Raw genomic sequence first — 19283 nt, 5'->3', positions numbered from 1 at the left:
TTGCCTGATCCTCTGAATCTACGGGGTGTATCGGTTGCGCAATGGGCCCCTGTGCTAGCGTTTCTGGATTGGGGAACAGCGTATTCCCCGCTTCCACAACCGATGATCAGCAGGTGAGCCCATGGAACTACGAATCAACCAGCAGACCTACCAGGTCGAGGCTGACGCCGACACGCCCTTGCTCTGGGTGATCCGCGACGACCTGGGCCTGACCGGCACCAAGTATGGCTGCGGCCTGGCCCAGTGCGGCGCCTGCTCGGTGCTGGTGGACGGCAACGTGGTGCGCGCCTGCGTCACCCCGGTGGCTGGCGTGGTCGGCCGCGAGGTCACCACCATCGAGGCCATCGAGAACGATGCCGTGGGCAAGCGCGTGGTCGCCGCCTGGGTCGAGCACCAGGTGGCCCAGTGCGGCTACTGCCAGTCCGGCCAGGTGATGGCGGCCACCGCGCTGCTCAAGCACACGCCCAAGCCCAGCACTGCGCAGATCGACGCGGCCATGGTCAACCTGTGCCGCTGCGGCACCTACAACGCCATCCATGCCGCCGTGCACGAACTGGCCCAAGGGGAGAACGCCTGATGAACGCGCGTACCGACGCCCCCGACGACCTGCTGCGGCTGCGCAACGGCGAAACCGTCAACCTGTCACGTCGGCGCTTCCTCGCCGGCACCGCCATCGGCGCCCTGGTGCTGGGCTTCGGCCTGCCCTTGGGTTCGGCGCGGGTGCAGGCCGCCGCCGCGACCACCGAGCGCGGCACCCAGGTGCCGGCGTTCCTGGAAATCCGCCCGGACGGCAGCGTGCACCTGCTCAGCCCGTTCGTCGAGGGCGGGCAAGGCGTCAACACCGCCATGGCCCAGATCATCGGCGAGGAACTGGATGCCGACCCGGCCACCTTCGTGGTCGACAGCGCGCCACCAGGTGAGGCCTACGTGGTGATGGAAAACGGCTGGCGCATCACCGGCGGCAGCATGTCGGTGCGCATGAGCTACCCGACCATGCGTCGCCTCGGCGCCCTGGCCCGGACCATGCTGCTGCAGGCCGGCGCCGAACAACTGGGCGTGCCGGTCGCCGAACTGGGCACCGAGCCGGGCAAGGTGGTGCATGCCGCCTCGGGGCGCTCGCTCGGCTACGGCGAACTGGCCGCCAAGGCCATGGACCTGCCGGTGCCGGACCCGGCCAGCGTCAAGCTGCGCGACCCCAGCCAGTTCCGCTGGATCGGCAAGCCGGTGCAACGCCTCGATGCCCATGACAAGTCCACCGGCAAGGCCATCTACAGCATCGACATCAAGGTCGACGGCATGCTCCACGCCGCCGTGCAGCATGCGCCGCGCCTGGGCATGACTGTCGGCGGACTGCGCAACGAGGAACAGGTCAAGGCCATGAAGGGCGTGCACTCGGTGCACCAACTGCCCGGCGCGGTGGCCGTGGTCGCCGAACGCTGGTGGCACGCCAAGCGCGCGGTCGAAGCGCTGCAGGTGGACTGGAAGGAGGCGGCAGCCGACAGCCAGGTGCGGCCAATGCCCGCCGATTTTTCCACTGACGGCTGGCGCGACCACCTGGCCGCCCAGGGCGGGCCGAGCCGTGACGAGGAAAACCAAGGCGACGTGGCGGGCGCCCTGGCCAGCGCCAAGACCACGGTCGAGGCCACCTACCACAACCAGTACCTCAACCATGCTCAGCTGGAGCCGCCCTCCGCCACCGCCCGTTTCAACCCCGACGGCAGCCTGGAGGTGTGGCTGCCGAACCAGGCCCAGGACATGTTCCGCGACGACATCGCCAAGCGCACCGGCCTGGACCCGGCGCGGATCACCCTGCACTCGCCGCTGCTCGGCGGCTTCTTCGGCCGCCACTTCCTGTACGACTCGGCCAACCCCTACCCGCAGGCCATCGCCCTGGCCAAGGCCGTGGGCCGGCCGGTGAAACTGATCTGGAGCCGCGAAGAGGAGTTCCTGCGCGATGCCATGCGGCCGATGGCCGTGGTCAAGTTCCGCGCCGGCCTGGACGAAAAAGGCCTGCCGGTGGCCATCGAGGCAATCAGTGCCACCGAAGGTCCGACCGAGGCGCTCGCCGGCAAGCAGGGCGACAAGGTCGACCCCACCGCCCTCGAAGGTCTGTCGGGCAAGGCCTATGCCATCGCCAACAAGCGCACCGCGCAGATCTACGTCAAAGGCCCGGCCATGCTCGGCTACTGGCGCTCGGTGGGCAACTCGCTGAACGACTTCTTCTACGAGTCGTTCCTCGATGAACTGGCCGACAAGGGCGGCCATGACCCCTTCGAGCTGCGCCTGCAGCTGCTGCAGGGCAACCCGCGCCTGACCACCCTGCTGCAGGCGGTGGGTGAGTTGTCCGGTGGCTGGAAACGCGGCCCGTTCACCGCCGAGGACGGCAGCAAGCGAGCCCGTGGCGTGGCCATGGCCTCGCCATTCGGCTCGGAGGCGGCGGTGATCGCCGAGGTATCGCTGGAGGGCGGCCAGGTCCGGGTGCACGACATCTGGCAGGCCATCGACCCGGGCAGCATCGTCAACCCGGCGATCATCGAGGCCCAGGTCAACAGCGCCGTGTCCCTGGGCCTGTCCCAGGTGCTGCTGGAGGAATCGGTGTGGCTCAACGGCATGCCAAGGGCGCGCAACTACGACCTGTACCCGGTGCTGCCGCCGTCGCGCATGGCCCGGGTGCATGTGCGCATCGTCGAGAGCGGGGCGAAGATGGGCGGCATCGGTGAGCCACCGCTGCCGGCGGTGGCGCCCGCGGTGGCCAACGCCGTGGCGCAGCTCACCGGCCAGCGCGTGCGCAGCATGCCCCTGAGCCGCCATACCTTCAGCTGACACGACAAGGACAGCCCATGAACAACAGCCGATTCGCAAGAACCGCAGGCTGGCTGGCCTTGCCGTGCCTGGTCGCGGCAGGCCTGCTGGCCTGGTACGTCACCCGCGAGCCCGCCTCGCCCTTCAGCGCCACGGACAGCGCCGACGCCGCCCTGGTCAGCCGTGGCGAATACGTCGCGCGGCTCAGCGACTGCGTGGCCTGCCACAGCCTGCCGGGCAAGGCGCCGTTTGCCGGCGGCCTGGAAATGGCCACGCCGCTGGGCGCCATCCATGCCACCAACATCACCCCCGACCGCGAGCACGGCATCGGCACCTACAGCCTGGCCGACTTCGACCGCGCCGTGCGCCAGGGCGTCGCGCCGGGTGGGCGACGGCTGTACCCGGCCATGCCCTACCCGTCCTACGTCAAGCTCAGCGACGACGATGTGCGGGCGCTCTATGCGTTCTTCATGAAGGGCGTGCAGCCGGTCGCCGAGGCCAATGTCCCCAGCAACATTCCCTGGCCACTGAACCTGCGCTGGCCCATTGCCCTGTGGAACGGCCTGTTCGCGCCGACCAGCACCTATGCGCAGAAGGCCGACCAGGACCCGCTGTGGAATCGCGGCGCCTATATCGTCCAGGGCCCCGGCCACTGTGGCAGTTGCCACACGCCTCGGGGCCTGGCCTTCAACGAGAAGGCCCTGGACGAAAGCGGCGCGCCGTTCCTCGCCGGCGCCCTGCTCGATGGCTGGTACGCGCCGAGCCTGCGCCAGGACCACAACACCGGGCTCGGGCGCTGGAGCGAGCCGCAGATGGTGCAGTTCCTCAAGACCGGGCGAAACAAGCACGCGGTGGTGTACGGCTCGATGACCGAGGCGTTCAACAACTCCACGCAGTTCATGAGCGACGACGACCTGAACGCGATCGCCCGCTACCTCAAGTCGCTGCCCGGCGATCCGGGGCGTGACGGCGCACCCTGGCAGTACCAGGCGCTTGCCGCAGGGCCCGACACGCCGGGGGCGCATACCTACGCGACCCGCTGCGCCAGCTGCCATGGCCTGGACGGCAAGGGCCAGGCCGAGTGGATGCCGCCACTGGCGGGCGCCACCTCGATGCTGGCCGCGGAGAATGCCTCGGCGATCAACATCACCCTCAACGGCTCGCAGCGCATCGTCGCCGCCGGGGTGCCGGATGCCTACCGCATGCCGGCGTTCCGCGAGCAGTTGTCGGACCAGGAGATCGCCCAGGTGCTGAGTTTCGCCCGCAGTGCGTGGGGCAATCACGGCGGCGCGGTAGAGGCCAAGGCGGTGGGCACGTTGCGCGGGCATACCGACCCGGCCAGCAGCAGCCCGATCATCCTGCATATGCGCTGATACCGCTCCCACGGGTAAAGCGCGAGCTACAGACTCACGAGGACACCATGGAAAGCATCGACCTGCTGGTCCTGCGCACCACCCATGACTGGCTCCAGGCCGGCCATCGCGTGCTGCTCGCCACCGTCGCCCGCACCTGGGGCTCGTCGCCGCGCCCGGTGGGTTCGATGATGGCCCTGCGCAACGACGGCCGGGTGGTCGGCAGCGTATCCGGCGGTTGCATCGAGGACGACCTGATCCACCGCTACACCACCGCCTATGGCGGCCCCGGCCTGCCCGAGGGGGCGCCCGAGGTGATCCGCTACGGCATCAGCGCCGACGACGCCCACCGCTTTGGCCTGCCATGCGGCGGCACGCTGGAGCTGATCCTCGAATTCATGCCCGCCATCGCCCCGCTGCGACAACTGCTGGGGCAACTCGACAACGGCCAGCTGATGCGTCGCCAGCTGACCCTGGCCAACGGCGCGGTCGACCTCGAACCCACCGCCACCCCGGAACAGTTCTGCTTCGATGGCCGGCAGATGACCAACACCCTCGGCCCCGGCTACCGCATGCTGCTGATCGGCGCCGGCGCCCTGGCCGAGTACCTGGCGACCATGGCCCTGTTCAACGGCTTTAGGGTGGCGGTGTGCGACCCACGGCCCGAGCACATGGCCACCTGGTCGGTCGCCGGCGTCGAATACCTGAAGGGCATGCCGGACGATGTGGTACGCGACTTCAAGGCCGACCTGCGCACCTGCATCATCGCCGTCAGCCACGACCCCAAGCTCGACGACCTGGCGCTGCTAGAGGCCCTGCATGGCCCGGCGTTCTACATCGGCGCCATCGGCTCGCGGCGCAACAGCCAGCTGCGCCGCGAGCGGCTGATCGAGCACTTCGGCGAAACCGAACAGTCCCTTGAGCGCCTGCATGGGCCCATTGGCATCTATATCGGCAGCAAGACCCCGGCGGAGATCGCGGTGAGCGTGATGGCCGAAGTGCTGGCGGCGAAGAATGCCGTGAGCTTGCCGGGGGCGGTGAGTGTGTCCGGGGCCAAAGGTGAGTACCTTGGCCAGCCTTTGTAATGCCTGCAAGGGCCTCATCGCGGGCAAGCCCGCTCCCACAGGTAGTTGCACCGGCCTGTAGGAGCGGGCTTGCCCCGCGATAAGGCCAGCATTGGCCACACATCTGCCAACCAGTGTCTATGCTTCTTCTCGCATACACCCACCGGTATCGACCACAAGGAAGACAGGCCAATGAACCCAACCCGCGCCATCGCTCTCGCCTCGCTCATCTTTGCCGCCAGCCTCACCGCCCACGCCGCCGAACTGCCCATCGCCAGCGAAGCGCTGGAAAGCCATGTCACCACCGAAGTGACCAAGATCGACCTGCCCAACCGCCAGGTCACGGTCAAGGGGCCTCACGACAAGGACGTGACCTTCCAGCTCACCGAGCAGGCCAAGGCCCTGCCCAACCTCAAGGTCGGTGACCAGGTCAACATCAAAGTCACCCGTGCCATCGCCTATGTACTGAACACCAATGTCGGCGGCGCGCCCAAGGCCTCCGAGGAGTCGGGCACCATCCGCGCCACCGCGGCCAACCCCAACCCAGGTGGCGAGGCATTCCGCCAGGTCAAGGTCACCTCGCAGATCAAGAAAATCGACCTCAACACCCACGAAGTCACCCTGCTGCCACCGGAAGGCAAGCTGCAGGTGGTCAAGGTCGAAGACCCCGAACTGCAGGCACGCATGAAGAACCTCAAGCTCGACCAGACCGTCGAAGCCATCTATACCGAAGTGCTGAGCGTGGAGACCTCACGCCCAGCCCAGTAAAACCTTTGGCCGGCCCGCGCATCGAACATCATGTGAGCCCTTCCCCCCCTTCAGGAGGTTTCCCATGGCGATGCGCCTGGCCGTGCCGTTTTGTTGCGTCTTCACCCGCGCCCGCGCCCGCTGTAAGGTGAGCCACCCGGCTCACCCAAAGGATTGCGTGCAATGATCACCTGCCACCTCAAGTACATCATCGACCCCTACCAGATCCCGGCCTTCGAGGCCTACGGTAAGCTGTGGATCGGCCTGGTCAACCGCATGGGCGGTACCCACCACGGCTACTTCCTGCCCAGCGAAGGCGCCAACAATGTCGCCTACGCCCTGTTCAGCTTCCCCAGCCTGGCCGCCTACGAGCAGTACCGCAAAGCCTCGGAAACCGACCCGCAATGCATCGCCGCCTTCGCCCTGGCCAACGAGCAACGTTTCATCCTCAGCTACGAACGCAACTTCCTGCGGCCAGTGCTCGATTGACCTTCACAGGCCCGCGAAAAACGTGGCAAGCACCACCGGCGTGCCGGCCCGACGCAGGGTTTCAGTAGCGCGCCTTCGGCTGCCAACCCTGCAGGGTCTCGATGAAACTGTCCAAAGGCAGGCGCACCGCAGGCCAGTCCTCCCTGTAATGGTGTTCGATCACTACGACGTCCTCTTCGAAGGCAACGTGGTAGGCGTTGCCGCTGTAGGCCTCCACCATCCGGTTGCGACGTGCGGCCAGGGCCTTCTCGAGCAAATGCTCGAGTGCCACGGCCGTCATCTCGTCGTCGAGGAACTGCTGCAGGCCTGGGGGGCGGGGGTTGGACATGAGCAGGCTCCTTTGCCAGGGATACGGAAGAGCCGGGCATGATGCCCGGCCCTGGTGAGGGTGACGCAGGATCAGTAGTCAGGATAGGCGGTGGTCACCACCGTGCCAGCCCCATTCAGATAACCGACGATGTTGAACGATGCGCCAGGGTTGCCGGCCACGCAATGAGCCCCCGACGGCCCGCGGAACTCGTTGCCGTTCAGCGAGGTGCGGTTGTTGTAGGCATTCTGGATGGCCGCCACCACATTGGCTTGCGAGCAGCTGTCCGGGAACATGGTGGAGATGGACTTGCTCGCGGTCACGCCGTTCTGGGTGATGTTGAAGCTGCGCAGGACATAGATCCCGGCCGGCCCGACCGGTGTATTGGTGGTCGCCGCCGTGAAGGCCACGGTGGCGGGCAACTGTCCGCCAGGCCTGCTGTGGAAGCCCTTGGCCCGGTTGTTGGCCACCTCGCCGCAGAACACATGCTGTTGATTGACCGCCGGCACGCCGCCCGAGTTGGGCTGTGGGCATGCCACGGCGGCCTGGGCGGACGCCACCGGCACCAGGCTGAACGCCAGGCTGCCGATGACCGCCAACCCAGCCAGCGCGGCGCGTGCATGTGGGAATACGAAAGTCTTTTTCATCATGAAGCTCCTTTTTTACGGTGACAGGACGTTGTTGTCCTCGGGTTCCGCCGCTGCCGGCGAAAAGGGGGAATGGGGTTCAGCCGATCAGCAGCCACCTGGCCCGGGCGAGGTACGCGGCGCGGTCGTCGAGACCGTTGAAACCGCCATTGACGCGGCGGGTGACCTCACGCAGGTCATCCTTGTCGGCCCAGTCGTTGAGCTTGCGGTTGGCCCAGAACCAGCCGGCGACGTCCACCGCCAGGGCCGGGTCGCTGCTGACCAGCGTGGGATCGTCCTTGCTCTCGAAATCGCGCTTGCAGTACTGGCCGTACTGGCGGTAGTTGGCGCGACCGGTCAGCTGGATCAGCCCGCGCCCCTTGAAGCGCGGCCCGTCGCCCGGTTGCAGGTTGCCCAGGTCCTTGCGGCCCTCGTAGGCACTCCCGGAGGCCAGCTCCTCGGTGTATCGCAGGCAGCCGCTCTCATGGGCGATCTGGGCAAGGAAGTGGGCGATGCGCAGCGGCGTGTCGATGCGGTAGCGGGTCAGCACGTCGAGCACCGGTTGGTGGAAGGCATCGATACGTGCGCCGCTGGCATTGATCAGCGCCAGCCACAACTTGGGCGCGACCAGCCCACCAGGCAAGCCCACGCGCAAGGCGGCCAGGGTCGCATCGCCCGGCGCCACCGGCTTGCCCTGCGGACTGCCGATGATCTGCTGGAAGGTGTCCAGCGCACTGCGCGTGCCGCCCCCCCACAGGCCATCGATGCCAAGCGCGCAGCTGAAGCCGCGTTGACCGCTGTTGAGGTTGAGCAGCAGCTGCAGGCTGCGCACATCGGCGGTGGCGTTGTTGCCGCCCGCCCCTACGGTGTTGGTGATGCACATGGTCAGCTCCTTTTTTCAGGCAAGCCGCTCCCCGTGGGGCAGCGGCCAGGCCGTGCCTTGAAGGCGAAGCGAATGGATGACGGTTGGTTGTGGCGGCTACCTGGCGGGCGGTACCAGGGTGGCGCTGTAGGCGAGCTTGTTGGCCTGGGTGAACAACTGGATCTGCAGGCCGTCACTGCCCTGGCGACTCTGCAGGTAGCCCAGGGTCAGCGGCCCGCAGCGACCCGCCCCACCGCCTTTGAGGCTGTAGCTGCGCTCCGGCCCGTCTGCACCGTTGAACTCCAGGGCGAAATCGCAGGCCCATCCCGCACCGAAGCGCACCTTGCCGGCGTTCTTGCCCAAGCCTGCGCCTGGATCGATGTTCAGCAGCACCGGCACGTTGGTGCCGTTGTCCTTGAATGTGCCCTGGTACTCGTCGGCCCACGCCGATCCCAGGCCGGCCAGTGCAAGGGCACCGGCCAGTGCGGTTGCCAGATGTCTCATGGTGACTCTCCTTGTTGGGTGATTCATGGGTTCAGAACGCCAGCACCAGCCCCGCCCACTTGGCGATGGCCAGGGCCAGGTCGGGCTGGATCGCCCCCAACGCCACCAGCGCCGACAATGCGGCTGCGCCAATGGCGCACAGCACACGCTTGCCGGTGGACATCCGAGCCGGTTGGCCTGGTTTGTTCTTGAGAATCGTGCGCATGGTTCGGGTCTCCTGGGTTGAAAGCAGCAAACGCATCGAGCGCTCAGTCGGCCTGGCCATCACCGGGCCTCCCGTAGTGGCCGAACAGCTCGCCATCGAGGCGAACGACAATCGCCTCACCGGCATCGCCGGGCACATTGATACTCAGCTCATGCAAGGTTTCATTGCGCCGTGGCGCGCGACCGACACGCAGTGCCAGCCTCCCCGGCGCATCGCCGGGCTCAAGGGTGGCGGCCAGCACCACCTGCATCTCTGCGATCCGGATCCCCGGCCAGCGTTGCCCGGTGGCCTGCCGCGCGCACTGCACGGCGCCGCCCAGCGCGTGGACGAACTCTGCGAAGTGGTTCATCACGAGGCCTCCTGTTCGTCGGCCAGCCAGAACGGCCGACGGGCGAAGCCCACGTGGTAGATGAGTGACTGCAGCACCACCTGGTGCTCGCCGATGTTGAGCAGGTTGAAGGTTTTCTCGATGCCGACGATGCGCCCCTTGGGCGGCTCGCTGAGGCAGCGGTTGAGCAACGCGGTCTGCGCCTGGATCAGCTCGTGCGACGTCAGCTTCTCCGGATCGGTGCTGCCGACGACGATGCGTTTCACATATCCCACGTCCGTTAGATCGAACATCACGGAACTCCTTTCCGGAAAAGTCTGACGGCCAACCCCTGGCTAGCGCTCACACGCCCACAGGGCTGGCGTTGGGCCGATCACCGCTTACTGCTGGGTGATGGCTTTGGGCGCGACCGACTGCGAGATCATGTCCAGCACCCGGGCCAGCCCTTCCGGCATACCGTCGTCGGCCGCGTGGACCTCGACGTGATACTTGGCCGACTGGTCGGTCGAGCGGGTGTTCTCCTTGTGCGAGGACACCGAGCCGGAGATGTTGACCTTGGCGCTGAACGGCCCCCAGCCCACGCTGGCCTCCGCCGACATCGCCGCCTGGGCGTCGGTGGCTTCGCGCGATTGCTCGGAGTTCTTCACCTCCATGTCGAAGGTGATGTCGACCTTGTTGATCGACAGGTTCGGCACCTTGACCACCGCCAGCAACGGGACTTCGAGCTCCACCCGTTCCATCGGGATGGTGCCGTCGTCGGGCTTGCTGGTGGACGGACGGTCGAAGCGGAAGCTGACCGTGCGCACATCCCCCACCGCGTTGGGGTCAGTCGGGTTGTTGGGGTCAGGCAGGAAGCCGATCACCTTGATGAAGTCGGCGGTGGCATTGGCCAGGCGGACCTGGGCGTCGCAAGCGGCTGTGAGAGGACCGCCGATCAGGTCGCCCATAGGCAGGCCGCGGAACTGGTCACCCATCGAGAAGTTAGCCATTTCAGTTTCTCCTAGATCAATTTATCGAGGTTTTGCAGCAGCCGAGCCATCCCCTCCGAAGGGGGCTGGGTTTCGACTTTGAGGGTGACGCGCGCCAGCGGCCCGCCTTCACCATTGCGGCGAACGCCCAGGTCGACGTTCAGAGCCTTGTGGGTCTCGCTCGGCCAGCCCGAGTCGTCATCACCGGCAGTCGCCGGGCCGACGTTCGCGGCCGAACCGTCATCGGCGTTCAGCCCTACCTCGAACGAGATTTCCATGTCCTTCACGGCCATCAGCCGCGCCCCCACCAGCGACAGCAGCGGGACCCGTACCACGCGCTCCTCGCCGTCCCTCGCCTCGGGCGAATGGGACGGCAGGCGCACATCGATGCTGACCGGCCGGTTGTCCTCGTCGAAGTACTGGCGCACGGTCGATACCTGGAAGCGCTGGATCTTGTCCTGCGCCTCGGCGACCGCGCCGGCGATGCTCTGGATGAGGTGATGGAGGGATTGATTCGCCACGACCGACGCTCCTTGTCTCATGCGGTGCCGATGCCGTCCGGGTGGCTTCGGTATGCCCCACGCGTTGCAGGGTTCAGGCCCTGACGACGGCACCGGGTTGGATGGATGGTTGGGTTACCAGGTGAGCCCAGATTACGGATGGGCCCGGGGGGTGTCCGGGGGCGTGCGTCCCGAAAACAGGGTCAGCCGTCCCGAATCAATGACTGGCCAACTCGCGTAGCCAACGCGCCATCGAGGGCGGCTCGCCAACCCGCGCATCCGCGCAGGCCAGCTCGCCCCGCTGCAAGGCGGTACGCGCCGCGCGGGGAGACAGGCCGAAGGCCTTGCGGAACACCTTGCGCAAGTGCGCCTCGTCAGTGAAGCCATGGTCATAGGCCAGGTCGCCGATGCGCCGCCCGGCATTGCCGGGCTCGCCCAACGCCTGCAGGTAGCGGCGCAGGCGCCGTTGCAGCAGGTAGTGGCGCACCCCGCCGAATCGCTCGAATGCCCGATACAACTGACTGCGCGAGGTTCCCATGGCCTTGGCCAGCAGCGTCGGGGTAAGGTCGTTGCGCTGCAAATTGCGCTCGATGTAACTGCGTGCCCGGCGACCGAGGTCGCCCTGTGTGGGCATGGCCTTGACCTGGCTGCAGGCTGCCGCGCTGATCAGGCAGGCACCGATCACCCCCACCAGCGGCTGGCCAAGATGTACCAATTGCTCCTGGGTCAGTTGTGGCGCGGCCGTGGCGAGCGACAAAAGCAGGCTGGCGAGCAGGCGCCCCATCGTGCTCTCCCGCCCCAGGCGCAGGCCATGCAACTGCCATGTGGGGTGCGCCAGCGCGGTACGGGGTATCACCAGGCTCAGGCCTTCGCCGCCGGCCATGGCAAAAGCCGCCGGCTGTGTCAGGTCCAGCACCACCACATCCCGCGCCCGTACGCGTATGCCATTGCCAGCGGCCAGGCCACGCTGCAGCGGCAGGTGCAGCACATAGTGATCGAGGTCGCAGCCGCCCAGACGGTGCGCGTCACGGTCATAGCGGGCGCCCTCCAGGTAACCACGGCACAACAAGAATCGCTGGAAATGAAAGACCTCGAGCGAGACAGCGAAGGCATCGCCTGTGCTGGCCGCCGTGCTGAACAGCACATCGGCCGCCAGGCGCCAGGCACGGAAGTGGTCCGTAGTGATGTGCAGGATGGGCAGTTGCGTGTCACGGGGGGCGGTGCTGGTGCGCTCGGCTTGCGTTACGTGAATATCCATGTGTTTCGGCTCTTCTATCCATAGTCGAGCCGGAAAAGTGGTTCACTTCCGATCAGCTTGTAGCCATTTGCCATTATTCGTGTCAGGTATCTGCCATCAACCTGTCGTCGAGAAACACGGCAATTTTCACAAAACAACACCTGCTCCCCGCGAAACAGATATTTTTTCTGTAACGAAAATGTAAAATTCGTTTTCGCATACCTATAACAAGTTGGGAGCTTCACATGTTTGCCTTCTTCCGCCCTGCCGCGCACCAGGCGCCGCTGCCCGACGAGCGCGTCGACAGCACCTATCGCCGCCTGCGCTGGCAAATCTTCGCCGGGATCTTCTTCGGCTATGCCGGCTACTACCTGCTGCGCAAGAACTTCTCCCTGGCCATGCCCTACCTGATCGAGGAAGAGGGCTACACCCGTGGCCAGCTGGGCGTGGCGATTTCCGCCATCGCCATCGCCTACGGCCTGTCCAAGTTCCTCATGGGCCTGGTCTCGGACCGCTCCAACCCGCGCTACTTCCTACCTTTCGGCCTGCTGATCTCGGCCGGGGTGATGTTCATTTTCGGTTTCGCGCATTGGGCCACGTCCAGCGTGACGATCATGTTCGTGCTGCTGTTCATCAACGGCTGGGCCCAGGGCATGGGCTGGCCGCCGAGCGGGCGGACCATGGTGCACTGGTGGTCGCAGAAGGAACGCGGTGGCGTGGTTTCGGTATGGAACGTCGCCCACAACGTCGGTGGCGGCCTGATCGGCCCGCTGTTCCTGCTGGGCCTGGGCTGGACCAACGACTGGCACGCCGCCTTCTACGTGCCCGCCGCCGTGGCGGTGCTGGTGGCCGTGTTCGCCTTCGCCACCATGCGCGACACCCCGCAATCGGTCGGCCTGCCGCCGGTCGAGCAGTACAAGAACGACTACCCGGAAGGCTACGACGAAAGCCACGAGCAGGAGTTCAGCGCCAAGCAGATCTTCGTCGAGTACGTGCTGCGCAACAAACTGCTGTGGTACATCGCCCTGGCCAACGTGTTCGTCTACCTGCTGCGCTACGGCGTGCTCGACTGGGCGCCGACCTACCTGAAGGAAGCCAAGCACTTCAGCGTCGACACCACCTCGTGGGCCTACTTCTTCTATGAGTGGGCCGGCATCCCCGGCACCCTGCTGTGCGGCTGGATGTCCGACAAGATCTTCCGCGGCAACCGCGGCCTGACCGGTATCGTGTTCATGGCCCTGGTGACCGTCGCCACCCTGGTGTACTGGCTCAACCCACCGGGCAATCCGACCGTCGACATGATCGCGCTGTTCTCCATCGGCTTCCTGATCTACGGACCGGTGATGCTGATCGGCCTGCAGGCGCTGGAGCTGGCGCCGAAGAAAGCCGCCGGCACCGCGGCCGGCTTCACTGGCCTGTTCGGCTACCTGGGCGGCTCGGTCGCGGCCAGCGCGGCGATGGGCTACACCGTCGACCACTTCGGCTGGGACGGCGGCTTCGTGCTGCTGGTGAGCGCGTGCGTGCTGGCGATCGCGTTCATGGTGCCGACCCTTTGGCACACCAAGGCGGCAAGTGCCAATCGCGAGGCGGTGGCCTGATAGCCAAACCCTGAATCGGCGGCGCCTTTTGTAACTGCGCCGCTGGTCTCACTCCCCAGGCGCATCCGGCGCCCGTGCCGGCGCGCTGTACCAGCGCTCGGGCGGCACCCACTTCTCCTGTGCCGGGTCGCCCAGGTAATGCGGCGACATGATCTGCACGCCGTATTCGTTGAACACATCCTGGATATTGGCGTGCAGCAGGCTCAGCAGCTCCGCCCGCGGCCTCGGCTCGCTCGGCACCGCCTGGGCGACCAGGCGGTATTCCGGGTAGAAGTCCGACAGCCCGGTCTGGAACACCTGCGGCCTGGGGCTGGCGAGGATGCCGTCGGTGCGCCGCGCCGCCTCGGTCAGCATCGCCTCCACCTGGCGCCAGGGCGTGTCGTAGCCGATGGTGACCACGGTATCGACGATATAGCCCGGCCCCTGCACCACCCGTGAATAGTTGCGGGTCACGGAGCCGGTGATCATCGAGTTGGGCAAGGTCAGCACTTCCCCCAGCCCGGTGCGGATGGTGGTGTTGAACATCCCCACCTCGGTCACCGTCCCCTCATGCTCGCCCACCCGCACGTATTCGCCGGCCTTGAGTGTGCGCGAATAGGTGAGGATCAGCCCCGCCGCCGCCTGACCGACCACGCTGGAGGCGCCCAGGGAAATCATCAGCCCCAGCAGCACCGACAAGCCCTTGAACGCATCGGTACCCGAGCCCGGCAGGTACGGGTAGGCCATCACCAGGGCGAACAGCCAGATGGCCAGGGAGGTCAGGCGCGTGGTCGGTTGCAGGGTCTCGCCGGTCAGCCAGGGCACGCTGCCGGGGCGCGCCAGGCGCTCCAGCAGGCGGCGACTGAAGCTGCTGATGCCACGGGCGATGAAGAAGATGGTGATCGCCACGGCGATGCCCGGGATGGCATGGACGATCCCGTCGAGCAGGTAGCGCAGCAGTTCGAGCAGGTGCAGGTTGAGGCTCTCGCCCCAAGGACGGGTGTAGGGGAAGCGCGACAGCACGAAGCTCAGCCACTGGTAGCTGAACAGCGCCACCAGCAGCCAGTAGAACAGGCGCAGCAAGCGGTCGACCAGGGCATAGACGTACTGCATGTCGAACAGCGGCAGTTGCCCCACCTTGAGCTGGTAGGCGCGGTTGCGCATCAGCCTGGGCAAGAGGCCAGTGAGCTTGCGCCGGGCAACATGAGAGCCCTTGAGCAGCGCGAGGTAGATCAGCGTGGCCAGCAGCGAGTAGCCCAGGGCCACGAACAGGAAATGCAGGCTGCGCGCCTCGCCGGTTTCGTCCACCACCTGGCGCAGCACCACGGCGGCCTGTTCGGCGGCCGCCCGGGTATCGCCCGAGCCGCCCGGCAAGTCCTGCGGGGCAACGATGAAGGCGCGCCGGTCACCGATCAGGACCAATTGGCTGTCCATCATCGGATCGACCCGCACCTGCAGCCCCTCGGCACCGCGCAGGGCCTCGTCGACCACCGCCCGGGCGCGCTGCGCACGCACTGTCGGGGGTTCGCCGAGCACGCTGGCGTGGAAGGTGAAGACCGTGCGGTTGGCCACCGTCAGCTGCGCCGCGACAGGTGCTGTGCCATCGGCGTCGTCGGCCATGGCGGCGGGTATCAGCAACAGCAGCGACAACAGCAGGTAGTACAGGCGTTTCATCAGGCAGCTCCCCGGCCTTGCGTGACCTATAGCACGCAAGCGTAGCTGCTCCTTGCAGGGGCTTCAGGCTGCCTGGTGAAGCCGCTTGATCACCGGTTGCTGGCGCTGGCGGGCCTGCCAGATGTCGTAGTCCACCTGGATCGTCAACCACAGCCGCGCCGTGCTGATGCCGGCCATTTCCAGGCGTACCGCCAGGTCCGGAGAAACCGCCGCACGGCCATGAAGGACCCGGGACAGCGCCTCCCGGGAAAAGCCCAGGTGCTCGGCGAATGCCTTTACCGTCAGGCCCAGCGTGGGCAGGACATCTTCACGCAGGGTTTCGCCGGGGTGAGGCGGGTTGTGCATAGCCATGATTTGGCCCCTTGATCAGTGGTAGTCGAGATAGTCGAGCAGTTCGACATCACAGCCTGTGAAACGGAACACCAGGCGCCAATTGCCGGACACGCTTATCGACCAGAAACCGAGCCGCTCTCCTTTGAGCGGGTGCAACTGCCAGCCAGGCACACTCATGTCCTCGGCGACCACCGCACTGTCGAGGAACTGCAACTGCCGCCGCAATCGCTGGACATGGGCAACCTGAATGCCGCGAGCATTGCCCGTTTCGTGGAAGAGCCGCAGGCCTTTGTGGCGAAAGCTGATAATCATGGGGCACGCATCCGTTCCATGCGACAAAACCCGAGTGTGACCCCATACGTCACACATGACAAAGTATCATATGTGACGCTATGCGTCACACCCTGCCAATAAAAATGTCGCACTCGGCTTCGTAGAGCTGCCAAAGGCTGTAAAGCATCGAAGGACATCGCCATACTCGTACGATCAGCCGTTCAGAAAGACAGGACAACTCCAGTGATAGCCAACCTGGCCTCTGTACATGGATGCAAGACTTCAGGAGCGACAAGATGACCGCCCCAGCCTTCACCCCAGAGCACCTGGCCAGGTGCGTTGGCAATGGGCCGATCGACAAACAGGTCAGAAACTGGCTCGCCACACTCTCCAGCGCGGAGCGCATCACCTTTCTGAAGGGCCTGTGGTCTACCAATACCCGCTACGCCCTGTTGCTGACACAAGGCGCCAGACTTTCCCGACAGGAAAACGCAGCATTGCTCCGTCACTGGCTGGAGTCAGGCAACCATAATGCGGCGCAGGCGCTGATCAGCTATTTGGAACCCGTTCTCGGCAAACGGGTGTTCTGGCGTATCGCCGCACAATCGGCAATCACCGAGGCGATGGGCGACTTTCTCAACTATCACAGCCAGGGTCGGCTGGACGCCGAGCGCTCACCGCCAACGGTTTGCACATGAATACCCGGGAGAAACCATCCACCTCTGCGCGATGGGTTTCGCGGTAGCCGAGCTTCTGATAGATCCCGATGTTCTCCGTCATCCGCTCATGGGTGTAGAGCCTGATCGCCGCACACCCTGCTGCACGTGCGTGGGCCTCGGCAAAATCGAGCAAGTGTCGACCGATACCTCGCCCCTTGCATGCAGCTCGTACGGCAACGTTCACCAGCAGCAGGTCGCCCTTTTCACGGCGTACAACAACAACGCCAGCAATACGCCTGGCCTGCATGGCCACGAACACATCGTCGTCACGCACGACCTGCGCATAGTCATCCAGCATGGGGGCCGGCTTACGACCGATTCGTGCGATGTAGGGGCTGTACGCTTCAGCGACCAACCCTGCTATTTCGCCAGCATCTTCGACACGGGCCGGACGCAGGGTGACGACAGTGCGCATCGTGTCATCCTTGAAAGGCGGCGCCATGGACTGGCCACAATACCGCCTGCGCAGCCACTACATATCCCTTGCTGCTATCGAAGGTCACGCTGGGCGAACCATAAAGCTGATAGCCCAAGGCCAGGATCTCGGAAATACGCTGGCAGAAACTGGCGTCGTCCCTGCCGGTGATCAGGCGATAGACCGGCAGGCCGTTGGGTGGGGTCGAGGGCATCTGAGTAATCCTTTCATGGCAGGCGTCTATCGCGTGCGGGGCCGGGCATCATGCCATAGCTAGCGTGTCGATTCGCCTCGGTGGGATTTGAGCGGGCATGCTCCATAAGGATGGCACCGGCTGCGCCGGTATCGCGGGACAAGCCCGCGATACCGGCGCAGCCACCCACGCAGCCAACGTCAATCATCGCCAGACATGCCCACTTCAAGCACTGCATTCCACGCGAGATGCGCAAACTCAATGGTGTGTCTGCGCCTGAACTGGCACCTGTACCTGCGTTAACGCGGAGTCCAGCAGCGCGCGCACGGTTTCCATCTCGTGCACCGCCGTCAGCGCCAGCGTTGCACCGAGCGAATGCGGATGTAAGGCCAGCACCGACTGATGGGCCACGATCAGGGCGCAACGCACATATTCCGCGGCCTGGATCAGGGTGTCTTCAAGGTGATGAGGGGAAGGATTGGATGGCGGTGGATCGGGACGATCTTCAACATGGCACTGCTCCCTTTGCTTGGAAGATGCCGCCATTCACTACCTTGCAAGTAATGGTGGCGGTCGTGTGCAGGGCTGCAAGACCGGGGCAATAGGAGAAAACCCGGCTGGCCCGAGGGCCACCCACACACAACCGCCATAAATCAGCCACAGACATACGCCGGCGGCATAGCGGTTAGCGCTAGGCTTCCTATCACACACAGGCTTGCAGACCTGGTCGTTGAATTGGCAACGACCGAAGGAGCCTAGATTGCTGAGAAAACCGTAGCAATGGCTGAGGAGGGGCAAAAGGATGATTCGGAAATGGACTACAAGCAATGAGGAAAATCTGATCGTTCTGCGGATTTAGGATTAACTTTCAGGCAGCTAAATTGTGCTTTCACCTGCCTGTTCGGGTATCCAGCATGGATGAAACGACAGTAGCGGCAAGCTGATCCACCATAGTAGCGTCTTGCCTCTACCGCCCGGATGGGCGAGCACGCACTGGAGCGCAAATGGAATTTGTAGAACGTCTCAACGCGATGGCCGCCAAGGTCAACCAACTGGCTTCGAGCATTCAAACTGAAGAAGCTACTAAAACGGCATTCATCATGCCCTTTATCCACTCCGTCCTGGGCTACGACGTTTTCGATCCGTCCGAAGTTGTTCCAGAATACGTCTGTGACGTGGGCACAAAGAAGGGTGAGAAAATTGATTACGCCATCTTGAAAGATGGTGAAATACAGATCCTCATCGAAACGAAGAAAATAGGCGAGCCCCTCAACATCAACCATGCGAGCCAATTGTTCCGTTACTTCCACGTCACAACGGCCAGAATTTCAATACTGACGAATGGGCGGCATTACCGCTTCTTCACAGACCTTGACGCACCGAACAAAATGGATGAAAAGCCATTTTTGGAAATCGACCTTCTTGATATTGATGAGCACGTTATCCCGGAGCTGCAGAAACTTACAAAATCAGCCTTCGACGTTGACTCAATAATTAATGCGGCAGGAGAGCTCAAGTACGTCGGACAGATCAAACGGGTCATCGCGTCACAATTCAGCCAACCTGACGATGACTTCATAAAATTCTTCGCCTCACGCGTCTACGATGGTGTCATCACTCAAAAAGTAAGAGAGCAGTTCAGTTTGCTGACTCGCAAGGCAGCCTCTCAATTTTTGAATGACCAGATCAACGATCGCCTGAAGTCAGCCATGAGTGGTGTTTCTTACCCAACCCCTGCTGAAAAGGTTGTTACCGAAACGCAGAGCGAGTCCTCGGATAGCGCAGAAGATCGCATTCAAACCACAATGGATGAGCTGGAAGGTTTCCACATAGTCAAAGCTATTGTCCGTACCACTGTGGACTCCAAACGTGTCATCCACCGAGATACGCAGAGTTATTTCGGGATTCTACTAGACGACAACAACCGGAAACCGATCACCCGGCTTCACTTCAACCGTTCACAAAAATACATCGGTATTTTCGACAAAGATAAAAATGAGACACGCCACCCCATTAACTCATTAGACGATATCTACGAATTCGCTGATCAGTTAAGGGACACTGTGGGCTACTACGATTAAAGACAAGCCGCCCTCGCCTTTGGAGTG

Annotated in this window: 25 protein-coding genes; 9 read left to right on the top strand and 16 right to left on the bottom strand. The window is 64.3% G+C overall.

Annotation, left to right across the window (positions count from 1 at the left end; all coding sequences use genetic code 11):
• Window positions 1-121 precede the first annotated feature (121 nt).
• From HU751_RS03705 to HU751_RS03680, 6 genes are all read left to right on the top strand, one after another.
• Window positions 122-577: a (2Fe-2S)-binding protein gene (locus tag HU751_RS03705; RefSeq protein ID WP_186732602.1), complete on the top strand. Its 456-nt coding sequence runs from the start codon at window positions 122-124 to the stop codon at window positions 575-577.
• Complete coding sequence (locus HU751_RS03700) at window positions 577-2823, top strand: xanthine dehydrogenase family protein molybdopterin-binding subunit (RefSeq protein ID WP_186732603.1); 2247 nt, start codon at window positions 577-579, stop codon at window positions 2821-2823. The genes HU751_RS03705 and HU751_RS03700 overlap by 1 nt, the downstream gene beginning before the upstream one ends.
• A gap of 17 nt (window positions 2824-2840) precedes the next feature.
• The gene (locus HU751_RS03695) at window positions 2841-4175 is read left to right on the top strand and encodes a c-type cytochrome (RefSeq protein ID WP_186732604.1); all 1335 of its coding nucleotides are present in this window, start codon (window positions 2841-2843) and stop codon (window positions 4173-4175) included.
• A 47-nt stretch (window positions 4176-4222) separates the two neighbouring features.
• Window positions 4223-5239 (top strand): XdhC family protein, encoded by a 1017-nt coding sequence (locus HU751_RS03690; protein WP_186732605.1) that lies wholly within the window; start codon window positions 4223-4225, stop codon window positions 5237-5239.
• Between the two features lie 171 nt (window positions 5240-5410).
• A complete protein-coding gene (locus tag HU751_RS03685) occupies window positions 5411-5986 on the top strand; it encodes a hypothetical protein (RefSeq protein ID WP_186732606.1) in 576 nt (191 codons plus the stop codon).
• Window positions 5987-6148: 162 nt separating this feature from the next.
• Entirely contained in the window at window positions 6149-6454 is a 306-nt protein-coding gene (locus HU751_RS03680; protein WP_050706442.1) for an NIPSNAP family protein, read from the top strand.
• 61 nt (window positions 6455-6515) lie between these two features.
• Here HU751_RS03680 and HU751_RS03675 read toward each other — a convergent pair whose 3' ends face one another.
• The 10 genes from HU751_RS03675 to HU751_RS03630 all read right to left on the bottom strand — a co-directional run bounded on the left by HU751_RS03675 (window position 6516) and on the right by HU751_RS03630 (window position 12012).
• Window positions 6516-6782 carry a hypothetical protein gene (locus tag HU751_RS03675; protein WP_186732607.1) on the bottom strand — a complete coding sequence of 89 codons (267 nt, stop codon included), beginning with the start codon at window positions 6780-6782 and terminating at the stop codon, window positions 6516-6518.
• A 71-nt stretch (window positions 6783-6853) separates the two neighbouring features.
• The gene (locus HU751_RS03670; protein ID WP_050706444.1) at window positions 6854-7408 is read right to left on the bottom strand and encodes an EndoU domain-containing protein; all 555 of its coding nucleotides are present in this window, start codon (window positions 7406-7408) and stop codon (window positions 6854-6856) included.
• A 79-nt stretch (window positions 7409-7487) separates the two neighbouring features.
• Complete coding sequence (locus HU751_RS03665) at window positions 7488-8270, bottom strand: glycoside hydrolase family 19 protein (RefSeq protein ID WP_186732608.1); 783 nt, start codon at window positions 8268-8270, stop codon at window positions 7488-7490.
• Between the two features lie 96 nt (window positions 8271-8366).
• Entirely contained in the window at window positions 8367-8753 is a 387-nt protein-coding gene (locus HU751_RS03660; protein WP_186732609.1) for a hypothetical protein, read from the bottom strand.
• A gap of 31 nt (window positions 8754-8784) precedes the next feature.
• Window positions 8785-8958, bottom strand: coding sequence for a hypothetical protein (locus tag HU751_RS03655; protein WP_225933215.1), 174 nt, complete (start codon window positions 8956-8958; stop codon window positions 8785-8787).
• 43 nt (window positions 8959-9001) lie between these two features.
• Complete coding sequence (locus HU751_RS03650) at window positions 9002-9307, bottom strand: hypothetical protein (RefSeq protein WP_186732611.1); 306 nt, start codon at window positions 9305-9307, stop codon at window positions 9002-9004.
• Window positions 9307-9579, bottom strand: coding sequence for a hypothetical protein (locus HU751_RS03645; RefSeq protein WP_050706449.1), 273 nt, complete (start codon window positions 9577-9579; stop codon window positions 9307-9309). Before HU751_RS03645 ends, HU751_RS03650 begins: the two co-directional genes overlap by 1 nt.
• A gap of 87 nt (window positions 9580-9666) precedes the next feature.
• On the bottom strand, window positions 9667-10275 hold the full coding sequence (locus HU751_RS03640; RefSeq protein ID WP_050706450.1) for a DUF2589 domain-containing protein: 609 nt from the start codon (window positions 10273-10275) through the stop codon (window positions 9667-9669).
• An 11-nt stretch (window positions 10276-10286) separates the two neighbouring features.
• A complete protein-coding gene (locus tag HU751_RS03635; RefSeq protein WP_050706451.1) occupies window positions 10287-10775 on the bottom strand; it encodes a DUF2589 domain-containing protein in 489 nt (162 codons plus the stop codon).
• A 196-nt stretch (window positions 10776-10971) separates the two neighbouring features.
• The gene (locus tag HU751_RS03630; RefSeq protein WP_186732612.1) at window positions 10972-12012 is read right to left on the bottom strand and encodes a helix-turn-helix domain-containing protein; all 1041 of its coding nucleotides are present in this window, start codon (window positions 12010-12012) and stop codon (window positions 10972-10974) included.
• Between the two features lie 224 nt (window positions 12013-12236).
• On the opposite strand from HU751_RS03630, the gene glpT reads away from it, so the two are divergent.
• On the top strand, window positions 12237-13589 hold the full coding sequence (gene glpT, locus HU751_RS03625; protein WP_186732613.1) for a glycerol-3-phosphate transporter: 1353 nt from the start codon (window positions 12237-12239) through the stop codon (window positions 13587-13589).
• Window positions 13590-13637: 48 nt separating this feature from the next.
• Here glpT and HU751_RS03620 read toward each other — a convergent pair whose 3' ends face one another.
• The 3 genes from HU751_RS03620 to HU751_RS03610 form a co-directional block, all read right to left on the bottom strand.
• Complete coding sequence (locus HU751_RS03620) at window positions 13638-15242, bottom strand: mechanosensitive ion channel family protein (RefSeq protein WP_186732614.1); 1605 nt, start codon at window positions 15240-15242, stop codon at window positions 13638-13640.
• Window positions 15243-15305: 63 nt separating this feature from the next.
• Window positions 15306-15593 carry a HigA family addiction module antitoxin gene (locus tag HU751_RS03615; RefSeq protein ID WP_186732615.1) on the bottom strand — a complete coding sequence of 96 codons (288 nt, stop codon included), beginning with the start codon at window positions 15591-15593 and terminating at the stop codon, window positions 15306-15308.
• A gap of 15 nt (window positions 15594-15608) precedes the next feature.
• Window positions 15609-15887: a type II toxin-antitoxin system RelE/ParE family toxin gene (locus HU751_RS03610; RefSeq protein WP_186732616.1), complete on the bottom strand. Its 279-nt coding sequence runs from the start codon at window positions 15885-15887 to the stop codon at window positions 15609-15611.
• 257 nt (window positions 15888-16144) lie between these two features.
• Between HU751_RS03610 and HU751_RS03605 the strand changes: the two genes are divergently transcribed.
• Window positions 16145-16546 (top strand): hypothetical protein, encoded by a 402-nt coding sequence (locus tag HU751_RS03605; RefSeq protein ID WP_186732617.1) that lies wholly within the window; start codon window positions 16145-16147, stop codon window positions 16544-16546.
• Here the strand turns inward: HU751_RS03605 and HU751_RS03600 are convergent.
• The 3 genes from HU751_RS03600 to HU751_RS03590 all read right to left on the bottom strand — a co-directional run bounded on the left by HU751_RS03600 (window position 16485) and on the right by HU751_RS03590 (window position 17721).
• Window positions 16485-16982 (bottom strand): GNAT family N-acetyltransferase, encoded by a 498-nt coding sequence (locus HU751_RS03600; protein ID WP_186732618.1) that lies wholly within the window; start codon window positions 16980-16982, stop codon window positions 16485-16487. The two genes, HU751_RS03605 and HU751_RS03600, sit on opposite strands and share 62 nt — an antisense overlap.
• Before the next feature lie 4 nt (window positions 16983-16986).
• Complete coding sequence (locus HU751_RS03595) at window positions 16987-17196, bottom strand: DUF1737 domain-containing protein (protein WP_186732619.1); 210 nt, start codon at window positions 17194-17196, stop codon at window positions 16987-16989.
• Window positions 17197-17433: 237 nt separating this feature from the next.
• Window positions 17434-17721: a hypothetical protein gene (locus HU751_RS03590; RefSeq protein ID WP_186732620.1), complete on the bottom strand. Its 288-nt coding sequence runs from the start codon at window positions 17719-17721 to the stop codon at window positions 17434-17436.
• Window positions 17722-18179: 458 nt separating this feature from the next.
• Here HU751_RS03590 and HU751_RS03585 point away from each other — a divergent pair, with 458 nt between their 5' ends.
• Entirely contained in the window at window positions 18180-19256 is a 1077-nt protein-coding gene (locus tag HU751_RS03585; protein ID WP_186732621.1) for a type I restriction endonuclease, read from the top strand.
• Window positions 19257-19283 lie beyond the last annotated feature (27 nt).

The sequence above is a fragment of the Pseudomonas peradeniyensis genome, from assembly GCF_014268935.2.
GTDB classification, from domain to species: Bacteria; Pseudomonadota; Gammaproteobacteria; order Pseudomonadales; family Pseudomonadaceae; genus Aquipseudomonas; species Aquipseudomonas peradeniyensis.
Note: the sequence above shows the minus strand (reverse complement) of the source record. Positions and strands in the feature narration are given on the sequence as shown.

Bases quoted from the DNA above. Each gene is read 5' to 3' on its own strand.
- HU751_RS03690 (WP_186732605.1), top strand. From the start codon at position 4,223: ATGGAAAGCATCGACCTGCTGGTCCTGCGCACCACCCATGACTGGCTC.
- HU751_RS03665 (WP_186732608.1), bottom strand. From the start codon at position 8,270: ATGTGCATCACCAACACCGTAGGGGCGGGCGGCAACAACGCCACCGCC.
- HU751_RS03610 (WP_186732616.1), bottom strand. From the start codon at position 15,887: ATGATTATCAGCTTTCGCCACAAAGGCCTGCGGCTCTTCCACGAAACG.
- HU751_RS03615 (WP_186732615.1), bottom strand. From the start codon at position 15,593: ATGGCTATGCACAACCCGCCTCACCCCGGCGAAACCCTGCGTGAAGAT.
- HU751_RS03605 (WP_186732617.1), top strand. From the start codon at position 16,145: ATGACCGCCCCAGCCTTCACCCCAGAGCACCTGGCCAGGTGCGTTGGC.
- HU751_RS03600 (WP_186732618.1), bottom strand. From the start codon at position 16,982: ATGCGCACTGTCGTCACCCTGCGTCCGGCCCGTGTCGAAGATGCTGGC.
- HU751_RS03655 (WP_225933215.1), bottom strand. From the start codon at position 8,958: ATGCGCACGATTCTCAAGAACAAACCAGGCCAACCGGCTCGGATGTCC.
- HU751_RS03645 (WP_050706449.1), bottom strand. From the start codon at position 9,579: ATGTTCGATCTAACGGACGTGGGATATGTGAAACGCATCGTCGTCGGC.
- HU751_RS03650 (WP_186732611.1), bottom strand. From the start codon at position 9,307: ATGAACCACTTCGCAGAGTTCGTCCACGCGCTGGGCGGCGCCGTGCAG.
- HU751_RS03595 (WP_186732619.1), bottom strand. From the start codon at position 17,196: ATGCCCTCGACCCCACCCAACGGCCTGCCGGTCTATCGCCTGATCACC.
- glpT (WP_186732613.1), top strand. From the start codon at position 12,237: ATGTTTGCCTTCTTCCGCCCTGCCGCGCACCAGGCGCCGCTGCCCGAC.
- HU751_RS03590 (WP_186732620.1), bottom strand. From the start codon at position 17,721: ATGGCGGCATCTTCCAAGCAAAGGGAGCAGTGCCATGTTGAAGATCGT.
- HU751_RS03640 (WP_050706450.1), bottom strand. From the start codon at position 10,275: ATGGCTAACTTCTCGATGGGTGACCAGTTCCGCGGCCTGCCTATGGGC.
- HU751_RS03620 (WP_186732614.1), bottom strand. From the start codon at position 15,242: ATGAAACGCCTGTACTACCTGCTGTTGTCGCTGCTGTTGCTGATACCC.
- HU751_RS03630 (WP_186732612.1), bottom strand. From the start codon at position 12,012: ATGGATATTCACGTAACGCAAGCCGAGCGCACCAGCACCGCCCCCCGT.
- HU751_RS03705 (WP_186732602.1), top strand. From the start codon at position 122: ATGGAACTACGAATCAACCAGCAGACCTACCAGGTCGAGGCTGACGCC.
- HU751_RS03670 (WP_050706444.1), bottom strand. From the start codon at position 7,408: ATGAAAAAGACTTTCGTATTCCCACATGCACGCGCCGCGCTGGCTGGG.
- HU751_RS03680 (WP_050706442.1), top strand. From the start codon at position 6,149: ATGATCACCTGCCACCTCAAGTACATCATCGACCCCTACCAGATCCCG.
- HU751_RS03700 (WP_186732603.1), top strand. From the start codon at position 577: ATGAACGCGCGTACCGACGCCCCCGACGACCTGCTGCGGCTGCGCAAC.
- HU751_RS03660 (WP_186732609.1), bottom strand. From the start codon at position 8,753: ATGAGACATCTGGCAACCGCACTGGCCGGTGCCCTTGCACTGGCCGGC.
- HU751_RS03695 (WP_186732604.1), top strand. From the start codon at position 2,841: ATGAACAACAGCCGATTCGCAAGAACCGCAGGCTGGCTGGCCTTGCCG.
- HU751_RS03585 (WP_186732621.1), top strand. From the start codon at position 18,180: ATGGAATTTGTAGAACGTCTCAACGCGATGGCCGCCAAGGTCAACCAA.
- HU751_RS03675 (WP_186732607.1), bottom strand. From the start codon at position 6,782: ATGTCCAACCCCCGCCCCCCAGGCCTGCAGCAGTTCCTCGACGACGAG.
- HU751_RS03685 (WP_186732606.1), top strand. From the start codon at position 5,411: ATGAACCCAACCCGCGCCATCGCTCTCGCCTCGCTCATCTTTGCCGCC.